17 protein-coding genes are annotated in these 18,338 nt (G+C 52.0%); 12 read left to right on the top strand and 5 right to left on the bottom strand.

The features are described 5' to 3' along the window. Nucleotides 1–13: 13 nt before the first annotated feature. The 3 genes from IMQ33_RS24850 to IMQ33_RS24840 all read left to right on the top strand — a co-directional run bounded on the left by IMQ33_RS24850 (nucleotide 14) and on the right by IMQ33_RS24840 (nucleotide 4,243). A complete protein-coding gene (locus IMQ33_RS24850; protein WP_196062696.1) occupies nucleotides 14–1,102 on the top strand; it encodes an ABC transporter substrate-binding protein in 1,089 nt (362 codons plus the stop codon). A gap of 308 nt (nucleotides 1,103–1,410) precedes the next feature. Beyond that, nucleotides 1,411–3,180, top strand: coding sequence for an iron ABC transporter permease (locus tag IMQ33_RS24845; RefSeq protein WP_065684503.1), 1,770 nt, complete (start codon nucleotides 1,411–1,413; stop codon nucleotides 3,178–3,180). Beyond that, complete coding sequence (locus tag IMQ33_RS24840) at nucleotides 3,173–4,243, top strand: ABC transporter ATP-binding protein (RefSeq protein ID WP_196062695.1); 1,071 nt, start codon at nucleotides 3,173–3,175, stop codon at nucleotides 4,241–4,243. Before IMQ33_RS24845 ends, IMQ33_RS24840 begins: the two co-directional genes overlap by 8 nt. An 85-nt stretch (nucleotides 4,244–4,328) precedes the next feature. Here the strand turns inward: IMQ33_RS24840 and IMQ33_RS24835 are convergent, their stop codons facing one another. From IMQ33_RS24835 to IMQ33_RS24825, 3 genes are all read right to left on the bottom strand, one after another. Then, nucleotides 4,329–4,937 (bottom strand): LuxR C-terminal-related transcriptional regulator, encoded by a 609-nt coding sequence (locus tag IMQ33_RS24835; protein ID WP_196062694.1) that lies wholly within the window; start codon nucleotides 4,935–4,937, stop codon nucleotides 4,329–4,331. Between the two features lie 304 nt (nucleotides 4,938–5,241). Then, entirely contained in the window at nucleotides 5,242–5,721 is a 480-nt protein-coding gene (locus tag IMQ33_RS24830) for a hypothetical protein (protein ID WP_196062693.1), read from the bottom strand. Nucleotides 5,722–5,727: 6 nt separating this feature from the next. Then, nucleotides 5,728–6,528, bottom strand: a complete 801-nt coding sequence (locus IMQ33_RS24825; RefSeq protein WP_065684499.1) for a transcriptional regulator — start codon at nucleotides 6,526–6,528, stop codon at nucleotides 5,728–5,730. A 432-nt stretch (nucleotides 6,529–6,960) separates the two neighbouring features. Between IMQ33_RS24825 and IMQ33_RS24820 the strand changes: the two genes are divergently transcribed. From IMQ33_RS24820 to IMQ33_RS24795, 6 genes are all read left to right on the top strand, one after another. Next, entirely contained in the window at nucleotides 6,961–7,470 is a 510-nt protein-coding gene (locus IMQ33_RS24820) for a fimbrial protein (protein ID WP_065684498.1), read from the top strand. Nucleotides 7,471–7,750: 280 nt separating this feature from the next. Then, a complete protein-coding gene (locus tag IMQ33_RS24815) occupies nucleotides 7,751–10,267 on the top strand; it encodes a fimbria/pilus outer membrane usher protein (RefSeq protein ID WP_196067770.1) in 2,517 nt (838 codons plus the stop codon). Nucleotides 10,268–10,283: 16 nt separating this feature from the next. Continuing rightward, nucleotides 10,284–11,009 (top strand): fimbria/pilus periplasmic chaperone, encoded by a 726-nt coding sequence (locus tag IMQ33_RS24810; RefSeq protein WP_196062848.1) that lies wholly within the window; start codon nucleotides 10,284–10,286, stop codon nucleotides 11,007–11,009. Nucleotides 11,010–11,026: 17 nt separating this feature from the next. Continuing rightward, nucleotides 11,027–11,554, top strand: a complete 528-nt coding sequence (locus IMQ33_RS24805) for a fimbrial protein (protein WP_196062847.1) — start codon at nucleotides 11,027–11,029, stop codon at nucleotides 11,552–11,554. An 8-nt stretch (nucleotides 11,555–11,562) separates the two neighbouring features. Then, complete coding sequence (locus IMQ33_RS24800) at nucleotides 11,563–12,072, top strand: fimbrial protein (protein WP_065684494.1); 510 nt, start codon at nucleotides 11,563–11,565, stop codon at nucleotides 12,070–12,072. 42 nt (nucleotides 12,073–12,114) lie between these two features. Continuing rightward, nucleotides 12,115–13,074, top strand: a complete 960-nt coding sequence (locus IMQ33_RS24795) for a hypothetical protein (RefSeq protein WP_196062846.1) — start codon at nucleotides 12,115–12,117, stop codon at nucleotides 13,072–13,074. An 86-nt stretch (nucleotides 13,075–13,160) separates the two neighbouring features. Here IMQ33_RS24795 and IMQ33_RS24790 read toward each other — a convergent pair whose 3' ends face one another. After that, nucleotides 13,161–13,448: a putative quinol monooxygenase gene (locus IMQ33_RS24790; protein WP_021806219.1), complete on the bottom strand. Its 288-nt coding sequence runs from the start codon at nucleotides 13,446–13,448 to the stop codon at nucleotides 13,161–13,163. 459 nt (nucleotides 13,449–13,907) lie between these two features. Here IMQ33_RS24790 and epd point away from each other — a divergent pair, with 459 nt between their 5' ends. From epd to fbaA, 3 genes are all read left to right on the top strand, one after another. After that, nucleotides 13,908–14,924 (top strand): erythrose-4-phosphate dehydrogenase, encoded by a 1,017-nt coding sequence (gene epd / locus IMQ33_RS24785; protein ID WP_065684492.1) that lies wholly within the window; start codon nucleotides 13,908–13,910, stop codon nucleotides 14,922–14,924. 72 nt (nucleotides 14,925–14,996) lie between these two features. Beyond that, complete coding sequence (pgk, locus tag IMQ33_RS24780) at nucleotides 14,997–16,160, top strand: phosphoglycerate kinase (protein WP_196062845.1); 1,164 nt, start codon at nucleotides 14,997–14,999, stop codon at nucleotides 16,158–16,160. A gap of 155 nt (nucleotides 16,161–16,315) precedes the next feature. After that, complete coding sequence (gene fbaA / locus IMQ33_RS24775) at nucleotides 16,316–17,395, top strand: class II fructose-bisphosphate aldolase (protein WP_021179781.1); 1,080 nt, start codon at nucleotides 16,316–16,318, stop codon at nucleotides 17,393–17,395. 84 nt (nucleotides 17,396–17,479) lie between these two features. Here fbaA and IMQ33_RS24770 read toward each other — a convergent pair whose 3' ends face one another. Further along, entirely contained in the window at nucleotides 17,480–18,148 is a 669-nt protein-coding gene (locus IMQ33_RS24770) for a DUF1345 domain-containing protein (RefSeq protein ID WP_196062852.1), read from the bottom strand. Nucleotides 18,149–18,338: the final 190 nt, after the last annotated feature.

The following is an 18,338-nucleotide window of genomic DNA, read 5'->3' as shown; positions in this document are numbered from 1 at the left end:
AGGAGTTAATGGTATGTTTTTTAAGATTGGCGTATCTATGGCGGCGGCGGCCGTCTTAATCTCTGCTCCGGCCTTTGCCCAGTTCCCGGAAGGCTACCCGGCCGATTATCAAAAGATTGTCGATGCGGCGAAAAAAGAAGGCAAGGTGGTGGTGTATTCCACTACGGATACCAAAGCCGCAGGGCCACTGATCCAGGGGTTTGAAGCGCTGTATCCTGGCATCAAAGTAGAATACAACGATATGAACAGCACCGAGCTGTATAACCGTTATATCAGCGAGCAGGCGGCTGGGGGCACTAGCGGTGACGTGGTGTGGAGTTCTTCTATGGATACCGCGCTGAAGCTGGCCACCGACTATGCGTTGGAATATGCCTCGCCAGAGCTGGGGCAACTGCCTAAATGGGCCGTGTGGAAAGATAAGGCCTATGGCACGACTTATGAGCCGGTGGTGTTTATCTACAACAAGCGCCTGATCCCGCAGAGTGAGGTGCCGGACTCCCATGCTGCGCTGGCTAAGCTGATTGCCAGCCAGCCGGATAAATTCAAAAAGAAAGTCACCACCTATGACATCGAGAAGTCGGGCCTGGGCTTCATGCTCTCGGTGCAAGACTTCAAGGCCGATCCAAACTACTTCGCTACCTTGGCCGATATCGCCAAGGGCGGGTTGGCCGTGCAGTCTTCCACCGGCACCATGATGGAAAGGGTTTCCTCAGGCGAAAACCTGATTGGTTTTAATATCCTGGGGTCCTATGCCGAGGCGCGAGCCAAAACCGACCCTTCACTCGGTATCTCGTATCCCAAAGACTACACGCTGGTGTTGTCACGTGTGACCTTTATCAGCCAGGAAGCGGCCAACAGCAATGCGGCCAAACTGTGGGTGAACTACGTGCTGTCTGAGCAAGGGCAGAATATCCTGGCCAACAAGGCGGATATCCCCTCCATCCGCAACGATATCGAAGGCAAGAACGACATCGATGGCATGACGCAGATGCTGGGTAAGGCGTTGAAACCAATCCCGGTGGACGAGAGCCTGCTGGAATATCTGGAACCTGCCAAACGCCTGGAGTACATCAAACAGTGGCGTACTGCCGCTGCGAAGTGATGACGGAATAGGGCACGCCAATCATTGTTACCCCTCACACCAACCCTCTCCCACAGGGAGAGGGAGCTGGTACGGGGTTGGGGGCAGGTGCAGAAGTTAATCTGTAACAGGATTAATGCTTGGGGCGGGTGTCGTGATTAAGTTGTGGCACATTCAGTCCCCTCTCCCTGTGGGAGAGGGTTAGGGTGAGGGGAACTGCACAGAATCTTTCCTGCGTTCTCCTTCAGCATGAAGCCTGTATTGCTTAAACAGGGAACTCTACCCCGGTGCATCTCGGGATGCAGGGGATATCACCATCGGGACAGTCTATGAAAGCATTGCGCAACAAGTGGCAGAGCCTGCCGCGCGGCTTGGTGGTGCTGATAACCGCGCTGGTTATCTACGTACCACTGTCGTTTATCGTGATCCAAAGCTTCCTTTCCGCGCCGTTTTTCTCGCCTTCCAAGGTGTTCAGCCTTGAGGCCTTCCGGTTTATCTTTACCGACCCCGATTTCTACAAGGCGCTGAAAAGCGGATTTATTCTGGCATTTGGCCTGGTTGTCATCTCCATTCCGTTAGGTGGCGTACTGGCATTTTTAATGGTGAGAACCGATTTGCCGGGCCGCCGCTTTATTGAACCGCTGATCCTGGTGCCGATCTTCGTTTCGCCGATGGTGTTGGGCTTTGGCTACGTAGTGGCAGCCGGGCCGGTCGGTTTCTTCTCGCTGTGGGCAGAATCCTTGCTGGGTTTTGTGCCCTGGAATATCTATGCGATGGGTAGCATCGTAGTGATCGCCGGGCTGACGCATGTTCCCCACGCTTATCTCTATATTTCATCGGCGCTGCGCAGCGTCGGTTCAGATGTTGAAGAGGCCGCCCGCACCGCCGGGGCTTCTCCGTTGCAGGTCATGACCGCCGTCAGCTTGCCCATGGTGCGGCCGTCGATCCTGTATGCCAGCGTGTTGCTGTTCTTCCTGGGGCTGGAAGTGTTTGGGCTGATGCTGGTGCTGGGCGACCCGGAAGGCAACCTGGTGCTGGCGACTTACCTGTATCAACTGACCAACAAGCTGGGTACGCCGTCTTACCATCTGATGGCGGCGGTGGCGGTGGTGTTGATCTGCATTACCATTCCACTGGTGATGCTGCAACGGCGTCTGATGCGAACCGCCAACCGCTTTGTCACGGTCAAGGGAAAAGCCTCTCAGGCCCGTGCATTGCCGTTGGGTAAATGGCGCTGGGTCGCCGGTGGCGTAGTGGTCTTGTGGCTTACCGTTACCATCGGTGTTCCGCTGGTGGGTGTGGTGCTGCGCGCCTTTATTTCCAACTGGGGCGTCGGGGTTTCCATTTGGGATGAACTGTCGCTCAACACCTTCCGCACCATTTGGCAGCAACCCAACCTGCTGCGGGCGATTGTTAACTCGATGGCGATCGGCGTGTTTGGTGGTGCGCTGGCGGTGGTGTGTTATCTGTTTATCGGCATTGCGATGCACCGTAAACCTGACGGCGTGACCCGTTTTCTGGATTACAGCGTACTGGTGCCGCGTGCGGTGCCTGGCTTACTGGCAGGCTTGGCTTTCCTGTGGGTATTCTTGTTCCTGCCGATGTGGCTGGATAAATCGCTAAAAGCCGGTTGGCTCTCCGTGCTGCCGATCGCCGAATGGCTGCGTGAAAACCTGGTGGTGTGGTTACGCTCTCTGCGCAGCACCATCTTCAGCGTCTGGCTGGCTTATACCGTGGTGTGGATGGCTTATGGCCTACGGTTGATCTCATCGACGCTGTTGCAGGTTGCTCCCGAGTTAGAGGAGGCTGCACGCAGCACCGGAGCCTCTCGCGGCCAGATCACGCGCCATGTGACGATCCCGCTCTCCCGCTATGGCCTGATTGGATCCTGGCTGCTGATGTTCCTGATCTTCGAACGCGAATATTCCACCGGGGTCTATCTGCTGTCACCGGGTACGGAAACCATAGGTTCCATGCTGGTTTCCCTGTGGGCGGCGGGGGCGATTGATATTGTCGCCGCGCTCTCTTTTATTAACATCCTTCTGGTCGTGTTAGGACTAGGGATTGCCCTGCGATTTGGAGTGAAAATACATGATTGAGCTTTCGGTAGATAACCTGCACCTGACCTACGGCGATAACCCGGTATTGAAGGGCGTTTCGATGCAGCTCAAACGGGGAGAGGTAGTTTCACTACTTGGGCCGTCAGGCAGTGGTAAAACCACTTTGCTGCGAGCGGTAGCCGGGTTGGAAAAACCCACCCAGGGGAAAATCGTCATTGGCAACAATACCGTCTATAACGGCACGGCGCGCAGCGAGATCCCGGCGGAAGAACGCAATCTGGGCCTGGTGTTTCAATCCTATGCGTTATGGCCCCACAAAACCGTGTTTGATAACGTGGCCTATCCGCTGAAATTACGCAAAACGCCTGCAGCGGAAATTACCCAGCGTGTACAGGCGGTACTCGAACAGCTCGGTCTGGGGCAGTTAGGTAAGCGCCATCCTCATCAGCTCTCCGGTGGTCAGCAGCAGCGCGTGGCGATTGGCCGTGCGTTGGTCTATAACCCACCGGTGATCTTGCTGGATGAACCGTTATCTAACCTGGACGCCAAGTTGCGAGAGGAAGCGCGGGTGTTCCTGCGTGAGCTGATCATCAAACTGGGCCTTTCTGCGCTGATGGTAACCCACGATCAGAACGAGGCGATGGCGATCTCCGATCGGATCCTGCTGCTCAATAACGGCAAGATCGAGCAACAGGGTACGCCACAGGAAATGTACGGCTCGCCTGCCACCCTGTTCACCGCCGAATTTATGGGCAGCAACAACCGTCTGTTTGGCAAGGTGACGGAGATCCGAGAAGGCAACGCGCGGATCGAAGGTAAAGACTGGGGGCTGTGGGGTAAGGCTGGGGCTGGGTTAATCACTGGGCAGGAAGCAACTGCGGTGATCCGCGTTGAGCGAGTACGCTTGGGGGAAGATCCGCAAGGCAATCAGATCTCGCTACCCCTGCTGACCAGTATGTATCTGGGCGACCGATGGGAATATCTGTTCCGCACGGTGGCAGAGGACTTTGCGGTTCGTGCCTATGGTAGTGAAGTTCGTGGCCAAGAAATGTGCACGCTGTCTCTGCCCGCCGAGCATCTGTGGATTTTCCCCAAGGTATAGCGAGGGGGTGATAACGCAGGGCGCAGAGATCGCCCTGCGGACAATGGGATGCACATAGCGGCGCAGTTGCGTGAGCCGGCGGTAATTACCATTTCAGATTTAAAGTTAATCCCCCTCGCAGCAGCCAGTGAAACAATTCACTGGTGCGAGTAAAGTTCAGTTTCTTCATCGCAGACCGTTTATGCGAGTGCACTGTTTTAACTTTCAGTTGCAGAATATTTGCCGTCTGCGACTGGCTGATCCCTTGCCTCAGATAGTGCAGAACCTGGCGTTCACGTTCGGTCAGGCTCTGGCGATGGCAGGCAGGGCAATAATGGTGCGCCCTTTCTGGGGGCCTGGAAGGCACTTGCATGGCTACTTTTACCATCTCCAGCATGTCGCAGAGGCTTTGGTTGCGGTATAGCGTACTACTTTTGGCGACACAGTGGATGGGGGCAGTAAAGCGCCTTTGAGCTTTATCACGTATCACAAAATAGAGCGGTTGAGGCTCGTCTGCAGGAAAGTTCCGGCAGAAGTTAGCTCTTTCTCCCTTATACAGCGCCTGAAAAATAATGTCAGGTTTATCTACGGAGTAACCGCTTAAAAAATTAACCTGAGTATTCAGATCGGTAAAATACTCAGCCAGTCCGTACTTCAGGCCGGCTAAGAAATAGCTATCGTGATCGTTTAATGAGATGGATATTTTTTTCTTCATGGTCAAGTTCCATTTAGTGTTGTGTCTATTTCAGCAACAACCGCGAAGATCATTTGGGGTGCTATAAAAGCAATGCGTTAGCCATAGAGGATACTTATCTGCATAACATGTTATACAAACATTTTTAATGTACCAAACTAACTCACTTAACCTCATTATATTGGCTTTTAATCTTGAGGATTTAATCTTTACTGGCCGATTGTTGGGGGGGGGTGGTTTTTCATGGCATAGCATTAAGCTTTTATACTATGCCATTTGCCACTAAAGCATGGCAGCAGATTAGTGGCGGGGTTAATATGCGATGTTAGTCCTGCTTTATGCAGACCAGGAACGGATTGCTAAACCCTCGAATTAATACTGCGTTGTGGAATAAGGGTACTACTTCCGTATAAATATCAACGAGTTCAATTTCCGGCATGACATATTTTCGCCAGATGTAGTCCGGCGTGGTGTCGGCGGGGTGGACTTGTTCATGAGTGAATTGGACATTGTTACCCCCTTTTATTTCTGATGGCGTGATGGAGAAGGCGGTGTTGCGATCCAGCAGATAGCGAGTGTCATTTTCTTTGATCGAGCCGGAGATGTAGAGCATGCCGGATTTTGATGAGGAAAATATAATGGTAGCACTTGCCTTAAGTATAATATTACTTTTTGCTTTCACCTGCAGCGACACTTGCTGAGTATCGCAGCGGAAGGGTTTTCTATCCTGATGATGAACATTGAAGTACCACAGGCACATCAGTAAGACGGTAAGGAGTAACGCTGCGCCAATAATTTTTTTCATTTCATTTTACTCAATGGTTTTAAATACTTTGCAATGCTGATAATCGCCTTCAGTCTGGTCTTTTTGACAGGCAGCCAGAAAAGTTATCTTCAATAGTTCGTTATCGGGGCGCTCTTCGGTATAAAAAATGTCTTGCCTGACCAGGTCACAATCCAGTTTTTCTGACTCCAGTATCTTTTTTGCCCTGAACTCTGAGCCGGGGACGGGATCTTTTCTGAGAGAGTAAATATCACATTGTTTATAGGTGCTAATTAATTTTAGCTGAGTTGATGGTGCCCTGAGCAGCAAAGCCAGGCCGATGAAACCCAATACAGCCAGCAGTGCCAGGGTAGGTATCATCATGGTTTTTATGGTCAATTTATCTGGCATGGCCAATGGAAGAGTACCGATGGACTTTTCCTCTTTAGGAGCTCCCTCCTTCTCTGGTTTCGTCACCACTTGTTCCACTTTCTTTATCTTGGCATCGGTTTTTTGTTTTGGTGTGGGGTGAATATCTGCTTCCATTCTAAACCCTATCTTAGGTAGGGTTATAATGATGGGTTTTTCTATCCCCAGGCTAACAAATGATTTTCTCAACTCACTGATGCAGTTGTTCAAGCCTGCGTTGGAAGCAGGAAAACCATAATCCTCCCACGCATTTTTCAGTAACGAATCACGGGATAAGTTAACCCCATTGCTTTTGATAAACTCATTAAGTACTCGGCAAGAGGGTTTTGAGAGTTCAAGAGCCGTTTGATTATTATTGTTTAATGCGAGTGTTCGATGCTCCGGATCAAACACAATGATTAAGTTTATGGTGTATTTCATTTTATAATCAACTTCCTAGGTGTTGTTGATGAGATGATTTTTCTGACTAAGATTAATCTTTCTTTATAAATTTAGGAGAAATCTAAGTTAAGTGTGTGTAGATAGTCAAGTGTGACTTTTGAATTTATTTTTCATCAACATTTACGTTGGTTTCTAATGAGTTAGAAATGCTGGGCATTGATGACTTTTCATTCATTTGCGGTATTTAATGTTAATTAATGTGATTTTTTAGATTAAAAACCTAATATTTTGCATAAGTGCAGATTAATTTGCTGTTTATTGCGATCGTACATAATATTTGTCGGGTCGCCGAAAGCTATGTGTATATGTCCTCAGCGTAACGTATTACGACAGGTAAGAACGGTGACGACCAATAATATGGAGGTGCAGGCTCGACCTGTGCTGTTTTTAGTTAGAAAAAAGGAAAAAACGATGAAATTTTCGCAAATTGCTATGGCCACCTTACTGGCGAGCGGTATCTCATTCGGCGCTCAGGCTGCTACCGGAAACAGCGGTACCGTGACGTTCACCGGAGAAGTCAGGGATTCGCCATGCGACCTGGCTGCGGGTCAGGATGGTGCGGATGTCAAGGTAGATTTTAGTCAGCTTTCCATGTCTGGGTTGAACTCAGGCAGAAGCGTCACCAAGGACTTCAAAATCAAATTGGAGAACTGTGTGATGGATAAGAAAACGGCGGAAATCACCTTCAACAGCACCAACCAGATTGCGGGTAAAAACCTGCTGAAAACCAATGGCAGTGCGACCGGTTTGGGTATCAAGATCAACGATATCACCTTTGGTACGGCGTTGGAACTGACGGGTCTGGGAGACGACAATAATACCCTGACGTATACGGCGATGGTGCAGAAAGCCGATGATGCCACTGCGGTCACCGGGGGTGATTTCACCTCTAGCACCAACTTTGTGATTGCCTATAAATAAAGAATTTTTCTGACGCAGGAGATGTGCTCTCGCGTCAGAACGTTTCTTATGCATGGCAGAACAGAGTCACCGTTCTGCCATTGCTATTGTCACCACCAAACACTATTCGCTGTGCGGAGTTAGCGCAAAACTCTTTTTATGCATTGTCTGGATAGACTTTTCCTATGCCTCTGTAGTTATGTTCAAACCCCTCTTGGGATCCTTATTGTGGAGGGGGCGGCAGTGTCTGGTGTAAATGATGTGATGGATTGCTTGTGAAAAGGACTCCGGATAATAACCTATGATTCAGTCACGGTTTATAAAAAATCGCATCACGCTGTCGATATTAATGATGCTAACGGCAGGGAATGCACAGGCTGTCAAATTCAATATCGATATGCTTGATGCGCAAGATAAAACGAATATCGATTTCTCTCAATTTTCTCAGTCAGATTATGTGATGCCGGATGAGTATCAATTGCGGGTCACCGTTAATGGCCAGGGACTGGGCAATGAACGAGTTATCCCATTTTATCTGCCTGAGGGCATGGCGGCTGCAGAGCCAGGTACCGTTAATTTGCCTCAAGCCTGTTTGTCACTGGAAATGGCTGATTCATTAGGGTTGACGGATTCTGCCCGTAACAAGGTCACTGCTTGGCATAACGGGCAGTGCGCCGATTTTAGCAGCCTGCCAGGGGTCACGCTGACTCCTGACCTCGGGGCCAGCGTGTTGAAGATCAATGTGCCTCAAGCTTGGCTGGAGTACAGCGATGATAACTGGCTGCCGCCCTCCCGTTGGGATCACGGTATTCCCGGGATACTGCTGGATTACAACCTGAATGCCTCGGTAACGCTTCCGCAAGGGAACGGCGGCCGACAGCGCAATATCAGCGTTAATGGCACCGCTGGGGTGAATGCAGGGGCCTGGCGCTTGCGGGCGGACTATCAGGGTAGTGATAGCCAGACCTCCGGGCTTAACCCGTCCTCCAGGCGCAACTTTGACCTGACCCGGGTCTATCTTTATCGCCCTTTACCCAGCCTGCAGTCAACGCTGACCCTGGGGGAGGATTATGTTAACTCTGCCCTGTTTGACTCCTGGCGTTATACCGGTGGGAAGCTGGCCAGCGATGAACGGATGTTACCGCCGCGTTTAAGAGACTACGCCCCGGAAATCATCGGGGTGGCTAATAGTAATGCACGAGTTACTGTGACCCAGCAGGGGCGCAAAGTGTATGACAGTACCGTACCGGCGGGCCCTTTCCGTATTCAGAGCCTGGACAGCGCCATTCGCGGCACGTTGGATGTGACCATTACCGAACAAAATGGCGAGCAGCGCAAGTTCAGCGTTTCCACCGCGTCGGTGCCTTATCTGACCCGACCAGGGCAGATGCGTTATCAACTGATCACCGGGCGGCCCAGCACATGGCAGCATAATCTGGAGGGCCCGCCGTTTGTTGCCGGTGAAATGACCTGGGGCATCAGTAACGCCTGGTCAGTCTACGGCGGCGGGACGTTATCTGGGGACTATCAAGCTGTGGCACTGGGGGTGGGGCGTGATTTGTTTGTGTTGGGAACCATGGCACTGGACGTTACCCAGACTGTGGCGAGATTTCCCCAGCACGATGATCGGCAGGGTAAATCCTGGCGTCTAAGTTACTCCAAGTTCTTTGATGAGATGGATACCGATGTGACCTTTGCCGGATACCGTTTCTCGGAGAAGGATTTTCTCAGTATGCAAGAGTATCTGGATGTACGTTACCGGGATGATGCTCGTGGGCGTCAGAAAGAACGCTATCAGATAAACATCAACAAGCGTTTTGAGGGGTTTTCTCTGGGGCTGAACTATGAGAGCCAGACGTATTGGGATCAAGGGGATACTGAGCAGTTTGGCGGAACTGTCGGTACCTATTTTGACCTGCCGTCGTTGGGGTTGAGAAACCTGTCTGTCACTGGCACGGTCACCCGCAGCCAGTATCAGGGGCGTGAGGATAATCTGGTTAACGTGATGATTTCTGTGCCGCTGGGGCTAGGTTCGGTGAGCTATAACGCCAGTCAAAGCCGAGGGCGCTATAACCAGCAGGTCGGGTATTACGGCGTGGCGGGGAATGATAGTTACAGCGTGAATGCTGGGTTGATCAGTGGCGCTCAGGCATCGGCCAATAGTCAGTTCAATGGCATGTACACCCATAATGGCAATATGGCCAAGGTTAGCGCGAATGCGGCTTTTGAAGACCGTGGTACCTCCTCTTTCGGGTTTAATGCCAGCGGTGGTCTGACGGTCACCGGGCTCGGCGCGGCACTGCACCCGGCGGGTTACAACGGCGGAACCCGGCTGATGTTGAGCACGGATGGCATTGCCGGGGTGCCGCTAAACACGTCGGGCGTCAAGAGCAACCGCTGGGGGATCGGCGTGTTGGGCGATGTAAACAGTTATTACCGTACGACTGCACGTATTGATGTTAACACCTTGCCGGATGATGTTGAGGCGGTTCAGGGGGTGGTAGAGGCCTCGTTGACGGAAGGCGCGATTGGTTACCGCCGATTTTCCGTATTGCAGGGGGCTACAGCGTTTGCGGTGTTGCGATTGGCGGATAGCCGTTTCCCTCCCTTTGGCGCGAGCGTGAGAGACCAGCGAGGACGAGAGGTGGGGTTGGTGGGGGAACAGGGGATGGCATGGCTCAGTGGTATTGCCCCTAAGAGTGCCTTGAATGTGGCGTGGGCAGGGGAAGTACAGTGCCAGGTGCAGTTACCAGCGCAGATTGGCGAGTCTAATCTGTTATTACCTTGCCGGCCAACCGCGTCGGATCAGATTAATTAATAAAGAGTACATACTTATGAGAGTTCGCAAGATGGCAACCCGCACCGTTTGGAGTGTAGTGACGTTGTTGGTATTCCCTTTAACGGTTCAGGCGGCGGTCACGCTAGACCGAACCCGGGCGGTATTTGACGGCGCCAGCAAGTCCATCAGCCTGAATATCAGCAACGATAACCAGCAGCAGCCCTATCTGGCGCAGTCCTGGCTGGAAGATGAACAGCAGAACAAGATGTTAACGGGTCCCTTGATCATTACGCCGCCGGTGCAGCGTTTGGAGCCGGGGGCTAAAGGGATCATTCGGGTGAAGGCCACGGGGTCGGTGAGCCAACTTCCCCAAGATCGGGAGTCGCTGTTTTATTTTAACCTGCGGGAAATCCCACCGGAAAGTGAAAAGCCAAATGTGCTGCAGATTGCGCTACAGACCAAAATCAAACTGTTTTACCGGCCGAAGGCATTGAAGCGTGAACCAGGAGCGGTATGGCAAGATCGGTTGGTCTTACATACTGAAACCGGCGGTTATCGGATAGAAAATCCCACGCCGTATTACGTCACGGTGATCGGGCTGGGGGGGAGTGAGCAGCAGTCGCTGGTAGGGGATTTTGACAGCGTGATGCTGGCCCCGAAAAGCAGTGCCCGCGTGAAAAGCGGCATATATGCCAAACCTTATTTAACTTATATCAATGATTATGGTGGCCGCCCCACGCTGGCGTTTCGCTGTAGCGGTAGCCAGTGCGTTGCTCGCTAAACAGGGTAAAGGGACTTATGAACAGACGATTGATGGGGGGAAGTGCCTGCCTGTTGCTGGTGCTATCGCTGGCGAGCCAGGCGGCCGATCATCTGGAGCTGGTATTTAATGGGGTGATCCTGGTGGCAAATTGCCAGTTTGATCAGGAGGGAAGCAGTCAGAAGGTCTCCTTGCCCAGCCAAAGATTACGCTTTTTCGAACACAACTCACGGACTCAAACCACGCCATTTACCCTTGGTCTGAAAGACTGTACGCCTGCCACGCTGGGGAAGATGGTGAAACTGACGTTTAACAGTACGCAGACCCAACAGGTCAACGGGGTCGCCATGCTGGCCACCACCGGCGATACCGGGCTGGTGATTGGTCTGGAAGACAGTCTCGGTCAGGCGATTATCCTGGGGCGTGAGGTGAAGGTCGGTACCATTAGCCAAATCGGCTCCGGGGGCATTAACCAGTTTCAGTTTGGTGCCTATGCGTTGGCTCCGGGGGCGGTAAAAGCGGGCGATTACAGCGCGACGGTGACGGTTGAGGCCAGCTATCAGTAGGAGAAAATATGCGACAAAATGGCAGACGATATTGGCGATATGGCCTATTGAGCCTGATGCTGGGGGGGGCAACGGTGCAGGCGGATGTCCCTGTCACCGTCAAGGCGACGATAGTGATCCCGGCGTGCAATGTCACCAGCGAGAGCGGTGAGTCACGGCTGGAAGTACCGTTTGGAGCGGTTAACTTGCAGGATGTCGGCAGCGCCAAAGCGGAAAAGTCGGTCCGCATCAACGTTTCGTGTAGCGGCGGGGCACCGGTGGGCAAGAGTTTGAAAATGTACTTGTCGCCTACCGCCTACGGGGTGATGAACACTATGGGAGCCAACGTGCTGGGAACCTCGCAATCTGGGGTCGGGATAGCGTTATCCCGCAACAACATGGCGTTTACTATTGGTCAATGGCTGCCGATACAGGCTGGGATGTTTACGCTCACCGGGCGGGTAGTTATCCAGGATGGAATGGGTGAAGAGGGCGGAGCGTTTAGCGCCACGGCGTCACTGTTTGCCAGTTATATCTAGATTATGAATATATCTGAGATAAAGAGTGCGGGGAATATACAAATGAGTGAAACGGGCAGCATAAAATACCTCAAGGCGTGGGGAGGCGGGCTATTAATCGGCTTGATGGGCATGGTTCCCGCTTTTGCTGACTACAATGTCGTCGCCGTAAGTGCCATCTCCAGGGTGACGATTAGCGGCAAGACAGAGGTGAGTACTGGGCTGGTAAGCAAGTATGTTATCGACGGTAGCACTGTTTCTGGCACGGTATCTTGTGGTGCTGCAAATTTGCCTTCAGCACAAGCATGGCACTATACGCTGATTGATTTGCCGAAAGAGCCTGAAAATGCTGAACGTCATCGGATTAATGAAAATTTATCTATTTCTGCCACGGCGGATAATAATTCCCATGGTAAGTGGGTAAATAAGAATGCGCAGTATTGTGCTTCAGATGGTATTTTAAATGAAAATGCATCGGGGTTTACTGCGGCTTTTCCTATTACGCTTTCATTTTATATAAAACGGCGTCCTATTGATAATCTGATTACTTTTCCTTCAATGCCATTGGGGGGATATATTCGCAGTTTTGGCAATCCAAGGGGGTTAAATGAAAGGATTTATACTATTCCGTTTTATCTGCAAGGGGGAACGATACAATTACCTAACACGTGCCAGGTGAATCCCACTGCTCTGACGTTGGACCACGGTACGCTGTCAGCAGATAGCGTCTCGCATCGCACTTCTGCACCCATTACTTATACCTGTGACTCGCCGGTGAGGGCGACTTTCTCACTGAGCTATGAGGCTGATGGGAATGGTGCATTGCCGTTGAAAGACACGGCAGGAAAAACCGGCGCGGTCTCTAAGCTGACGATTACCGATCCAGATACTGGGGCTTCAGGCAGAAGCATTGAGGCGGCTATTGGGACATCGAAAACCTTTACGGTCAGCAGCGAGCTTTCTAACATCACGGGGAGTGGGCAATTGAGTGGCAGCGCCTGGCTCATTGCCATACAGGATTAACTCAATGTGCTGCGAATGTGAGCTGTGAAACGTTCACCGTTGAGTGAGCGGAAAGGGGGCGCCGATCGGCCCCCTAAGAAGCACAATTACAGTTGAGTCAGTTTTTTCACTTCCAGACTCACTAGCTTCCCTTCCAATTCAGCCAGGAAGGCATCGTGGTAAGACATTGCCATATGCTCTTTCAGCGCCTGCTCAGAAGTCCAGCGCTCGATAAAGACGAACGCGCCCGGATGGCCCTGCTCTTCATGCAAATCATATTGGATGCAACCCGGCTCGGAACGGCTCGGGGCGACCATGGCGCGTACCGCTTTATCTACCGCAGCACGGTGTTCTGGCATGGCTTTAATCAGGGCGACTACTTTGATTTCACTCATTTTGGTTCCTTGTAAATAACATTAACCACAAAAGAAAGAGAGTTAGACCCATCAGCATTTGCTTCACCCAACAAACGCTGGGTTCATTATGGAGAACTTGGCGTTACCGGCAAGTCATTTGCGCATTCGGACTCAATTCGGCTAGCGGGGACTGAGGGTAAAAATGTGCGCTAGATCATTTTATTTTCGCAAAGTCTCTTCGACATGACAGGCAGTGCGTTGCACCTGTTCCTTTTGGCAAAACTTTGGTTTATGCTCGGCTGAAGCGTTTCAGTTATCACTGTTGTCAGTGGAAACGCCAGAGTGAGCGGTTGCGATGAGCAATGGGGTTTGACGAATAATGCAAAGCAGCGATTCACAGCAGGCGGTTCGCTAAAGTACTCTAGGCGAGATAATCAGTCTGCGCGATCCTTGACGTTGAACATTACCGCCAGAGATCGCCCTTTTTCAGGGAGTAGCATGACCATCCGCATAGCGATAAACGGCTTTGGCCGTATTGGCCGTAGCGTTTTACGCGCACTGTACGAATCGGGGAGACGCGCCGAAATTTCCGTCGTCGCCATCAACGAACTGGCACATGCCGAGGGGATGGCCCACCTGCTGAAATATGACTCCAGCCACGGCCGCTTTGCCTGGGATGTGCGCCAGGAATGTGACGTGTTGAGCGTGGGGGATGACAGCATTCGGCTGTTACATCAACCCGAGTTGGACCAGTTGCCCTGGGGCGAACTGGGCGTAGATGTAGTGCTGGATTGCAGCGGTGTATACGGCAGCAGGGCAGATGGCGAAGCTCATCTGACGGCAGGGGCAAAAAAGGTACTGTTTGCCCATCCGGGCGGTAACGATCTGGATGCGACCATCGTGTTTGGGGTTAACCACCAAACGCTGCGTGGCGAGCATCGCATCGTGTCCAACGCCTCCTGTACCACCAACTGCATTATTCCGATTATCAAGCTGCTGGACGATGCCTACAGCATTGAGTCAGGCACGGTAACTACCATCCACTCCTCGATGAACGATCAGCCGGTGATAGACGCCTATCATCAGGATTTGCGGCGTACCCGCGCGGCGAGCCAGTCGATTATTCCGGTCGACACCAAGCTGGCAGCGGGCATTACGCGCATCTTCCCGCAGTTTTGCGATCGTTTTGAAGCGATCTCCGTGCGGGTGCCGACGATCAACGTAACGGCCATCGATCTTAGCGTCAGCGTAAGCTCGAAGGTGTTGGTCACAGAGGTAAACCAGCTGTTGCAAAAGGCGGCACAGGGATCATTTCGTGGTATAGTTGACTATACAGAACTACCATTAGTCTCGATTGATTTTAACCATGACCCGCACAGCGCCATCGTTGATGGGACGCAAACCCGGGTCAGCGGACAGCACCTGATCAAGACCTTGGTCTGGTGTGATAACGAATGGGGCTTTGCCAACCGGATGTTGGATACAACACGGGCAATGGCCGCAAGCGGTTTCTAGTAAGGCGCTATCAACGTGGTGTTGATGCGTCGCTCAGGCAACTTTATAGAGAATCAACAAAGAGGGTTCACCATGTCTGTAATTAAGATGTCCGATCTGGATCTGGCGGGTAAACGCGTTCTGATCCGTTCCGATCTGAACGTACCAGTGAAAGACGGTAAAGTGACTTCCGATGCGCGTATCCGTGCCTCCCTGCCGACTATCGAAGCTGCGCTGAAACAAGGCGCCCGCGTGATGGTAACTTCCCACCTGGGTCGTCCTACCGAAGGCGAGTACAACGAAGAATTCTCCCTGCTGCCAGTGGTCAACTATCTGAAAGAGCATCTGAAATCCCCAGTCCGTCTGGCGAAGGATTATCTGGAAGGCGTTGACGTTGCAGAAGGTGAACTGGTTGTTCTGGAAAACGTTCGCTTTAACAAAGGCGAGGAGAAAGACGACGAAGTGCTGTCCAAGAAATATGCTGCGCTGTGCGACGTATATGTGATGGACGCCTTTGGTACTGCACACCGTGCGCAGGCTTCTACACATGGCGTGGGCAAGTTTGCTCCGGTTGCCTGTGCAGGCCCGCTGCTGTCTGCGGAACTGGAAGCCCTGGGCAAAGCGCTGGGTAACCCGGCTCGCCCAATGGTGGCTATCGTTGGTGGTTCTAAAGTTTCTACCAAACTGACCGTGCTGGATTCTCTGTCCAAGATCGCCGATCAGCTGATCGTTGGTGGCGGCATCGCTAACACCTTCGTGGCGGCACAAGGGAATAACGTGGGGCAGTCCCTGTACGAACCCGATCTGATCCCGAACGCGCAAAAACTGTTGGAAACCTGCGATATTCCGGTGCCAACCGACGTACGCGTTGCGACCGAGTTCTCTGAAACCGCTGTGGCCACGGTGAAGCAGGTCAACGAGATCCAAGACAACGAGCAAATTCTGGATATGGGCGACGTCTCTGCCGAGCGTCTGGCCGTTATCCTGAAGAACGCCAAAACCATTCTGTGGAATGGCCCGGTTGGCGTCTTCGAGTTCCCTAACTTCCGTCGGGGCACCGAAATTGTTGCACGCGCTATCGCAGATAGCGAAGCCTTCTCCATTGCAGGCGGCGGCGACACTCTGGCAGCTATCGATCTGTTCGGTATCGCTGACAAAATTTCTTACATCTCTACCGGCGGCGGCGCCTTCCTGGAATTCGTTGAAGGGAAACCTCTGCCTGCAGTAGTGATGCTGGAAGAGCGCGCTAAGCAGTAATTCAGATAACGGGGGGCGCAAGCCGCCCGTTTGTTTATGCTCCCCAGCTGAGCTGTGGGGGTAAAAAATCGCTATTTATCCATCGCTACCACTAGCTTGCAGGTTGTAGCTTGCAAGACGACGGGTATACGGCCAACGAAACAGGACAACGTCTAATGTCTAAAATTTTTGATTTCGTAAAACCAGGTGTCATCACAGGTGATGACGTGCAGAAAGTCTTCGCAGTTGCCAAAGAGAACAACTTTGCACTGCCAGCGGTAAACTGCGTGGGTACCGACTCCATCAACGCAGTGCTGGAAACAGCAGCCAAGGTACGTGCTCCAGTGATCGTGCAGTTCTCTAACGGCGGTGCTGGCTTTATCGCGGGTAAAGGCATCAAAACTGACGTACCACAAGGTGCTGCGATCCTGGGCGCAATCTCTGGCGCGCACCACGTGCACCAGATGGCTGAACATTACGGCGTGCCAGTGATCCTGCACACCGACCACTGCGCTAAGAAACTGCTGCCATGGTTAGACGGCCTGTTGGACGCGGGTGAGAAGCACTTCGCGGCGACCGGTAAGCCACTGTTCTCTTCACACATGATCGACCTGTCTGAAGAGTCACTGGAAGAAAACATCGAAATTTGCAGCAAGTACCTGACTCGCATGGCGAAGATCGGTATGACCCTGGAAATCGAACTGGGTTGCACCGGTGGTGAAGAAGATGGCGTAGACAACAGCCACATGGACGCTTCTTCCCTGTACACTCAGCCACAAGACGTTGATTACGCGTACGAAAAACTGAACGCTATCAGCCCGCGCTTCACCATCGCTGCCTCTTTCGGCAACGTACACGGTGTTTACAAGCCAGGCAACGTGAAACTGACTCCAACCATTCTGCGCGATTCTCAGGACTATGTTTCCAAGAAACACAACCTGCCGCACAATGCGTTGAACTTCGTGTTCCACGGTGGTTCAGGTTCTACCGCAGCAGAAATCAAAGAAGCGGTCAGCTACGGCGTAGTGAAAATGAACATCGATACCGACACCCAGTGGGCAACTTGGGAAGGTATCCTGAACTACTACAAAAAGAACGAAGGCTATCTGCAGGGCCAACTGGGTAACCCAGAAGGTGCCGACAAGCCGAACAAGAAATACTACGATCCACGCGTATGGACTCGTGCTGCTCAGACTTCCATGATCACCCGTCTGGAACTGGCATTCAAAGAACTGAACGCGGTAGACGTGCTGTAATATCGTCCCTCCGTTCAGATTGACGCTAAAAGGCTCCCTTGGGAGCCTTTTCTTTTTTTACCCAGGCATCCGTCACCTAAGTAGCTACCCCAATAACCCCGCCCCAACGTTAATCGACAGCCCCAGGATCAAGATATTGAAGACAAAAGAGATCACCGATTGCAACAGGGTGATTTTACGCACGTCTGCGGTGCCCACGGCCACGTCGGCGGTTTGTGAAGCCACGGCAAGGGTGAAGGAGAAATAAGCGAAGTCCCAGTAGTTTGGCTCGGCCAGTTTGCCGGGGAACAATAGCGGTAACACTTCTGTATTGGCCCGCTGGCGGTAAAACAGGTGGGCGTAGTGCATGGTGAATGCCGTGGGTAATAGCAGCCAGGAAACCACCAGTGTGGAGCCGGTCAGGGCGAGATGCAGCGTTTTCAACGCATCGCTGACCTGTTTGGCAGTGCTCAATTCAAACAGGATGGCCAGAATGCTCACTACGCAGCCCAAACTGACCAACGCCAATACCTGGCTTGCACTCTCGTCCTGCTTGCGTGCCAATTGCCGGGTACGTTGTGGCGTGCAGCCCAGCATCAGATGCCAAAGGCATAATAAATAGATCCAGGCCATCACGTTCCAACCAACGATCAACCGTTGCAACCATGGGAGATGAGCAGGAAGCAGCCCGACACACAGAAGCCCTACGCCTACCGAAATCAATAATCTGGGGCGCACTTGCCAATAGTGTTTCAGCGAGGGAAAAATAGCGATCACGATAAGCTCTCCTTGTACCGTAAAATCATTTCAATCATAGCTGATACCAGGTTAACCCGAGATTTATTCAGGTTATACCTGGTAAAACTGGTGGAAAATTTTACCCGTTGCGGTTGGCACTGCGGCAAAATGTTGGTTACCCTTAGCTGTGGTTTGTTTATTGGCCCTGTTTCGCCAGTATATTTTG

Source organism: Serratia sp. Res13-Sevr-LER1-36-b (assembly GCF_015673035.1).
Taxonomy (GTDB): Bacteria; Pseudomonadota; Gammaproteobacteria; order Enterobacterales; family Enterobacteriaceae; genus Chania; species Chania fonticola_C.
The sequence above is the reverse complement of the archived record's forward strand: the minus strand, read 5'-3'. Positions and strand labels throughout refer to the sequence as shown.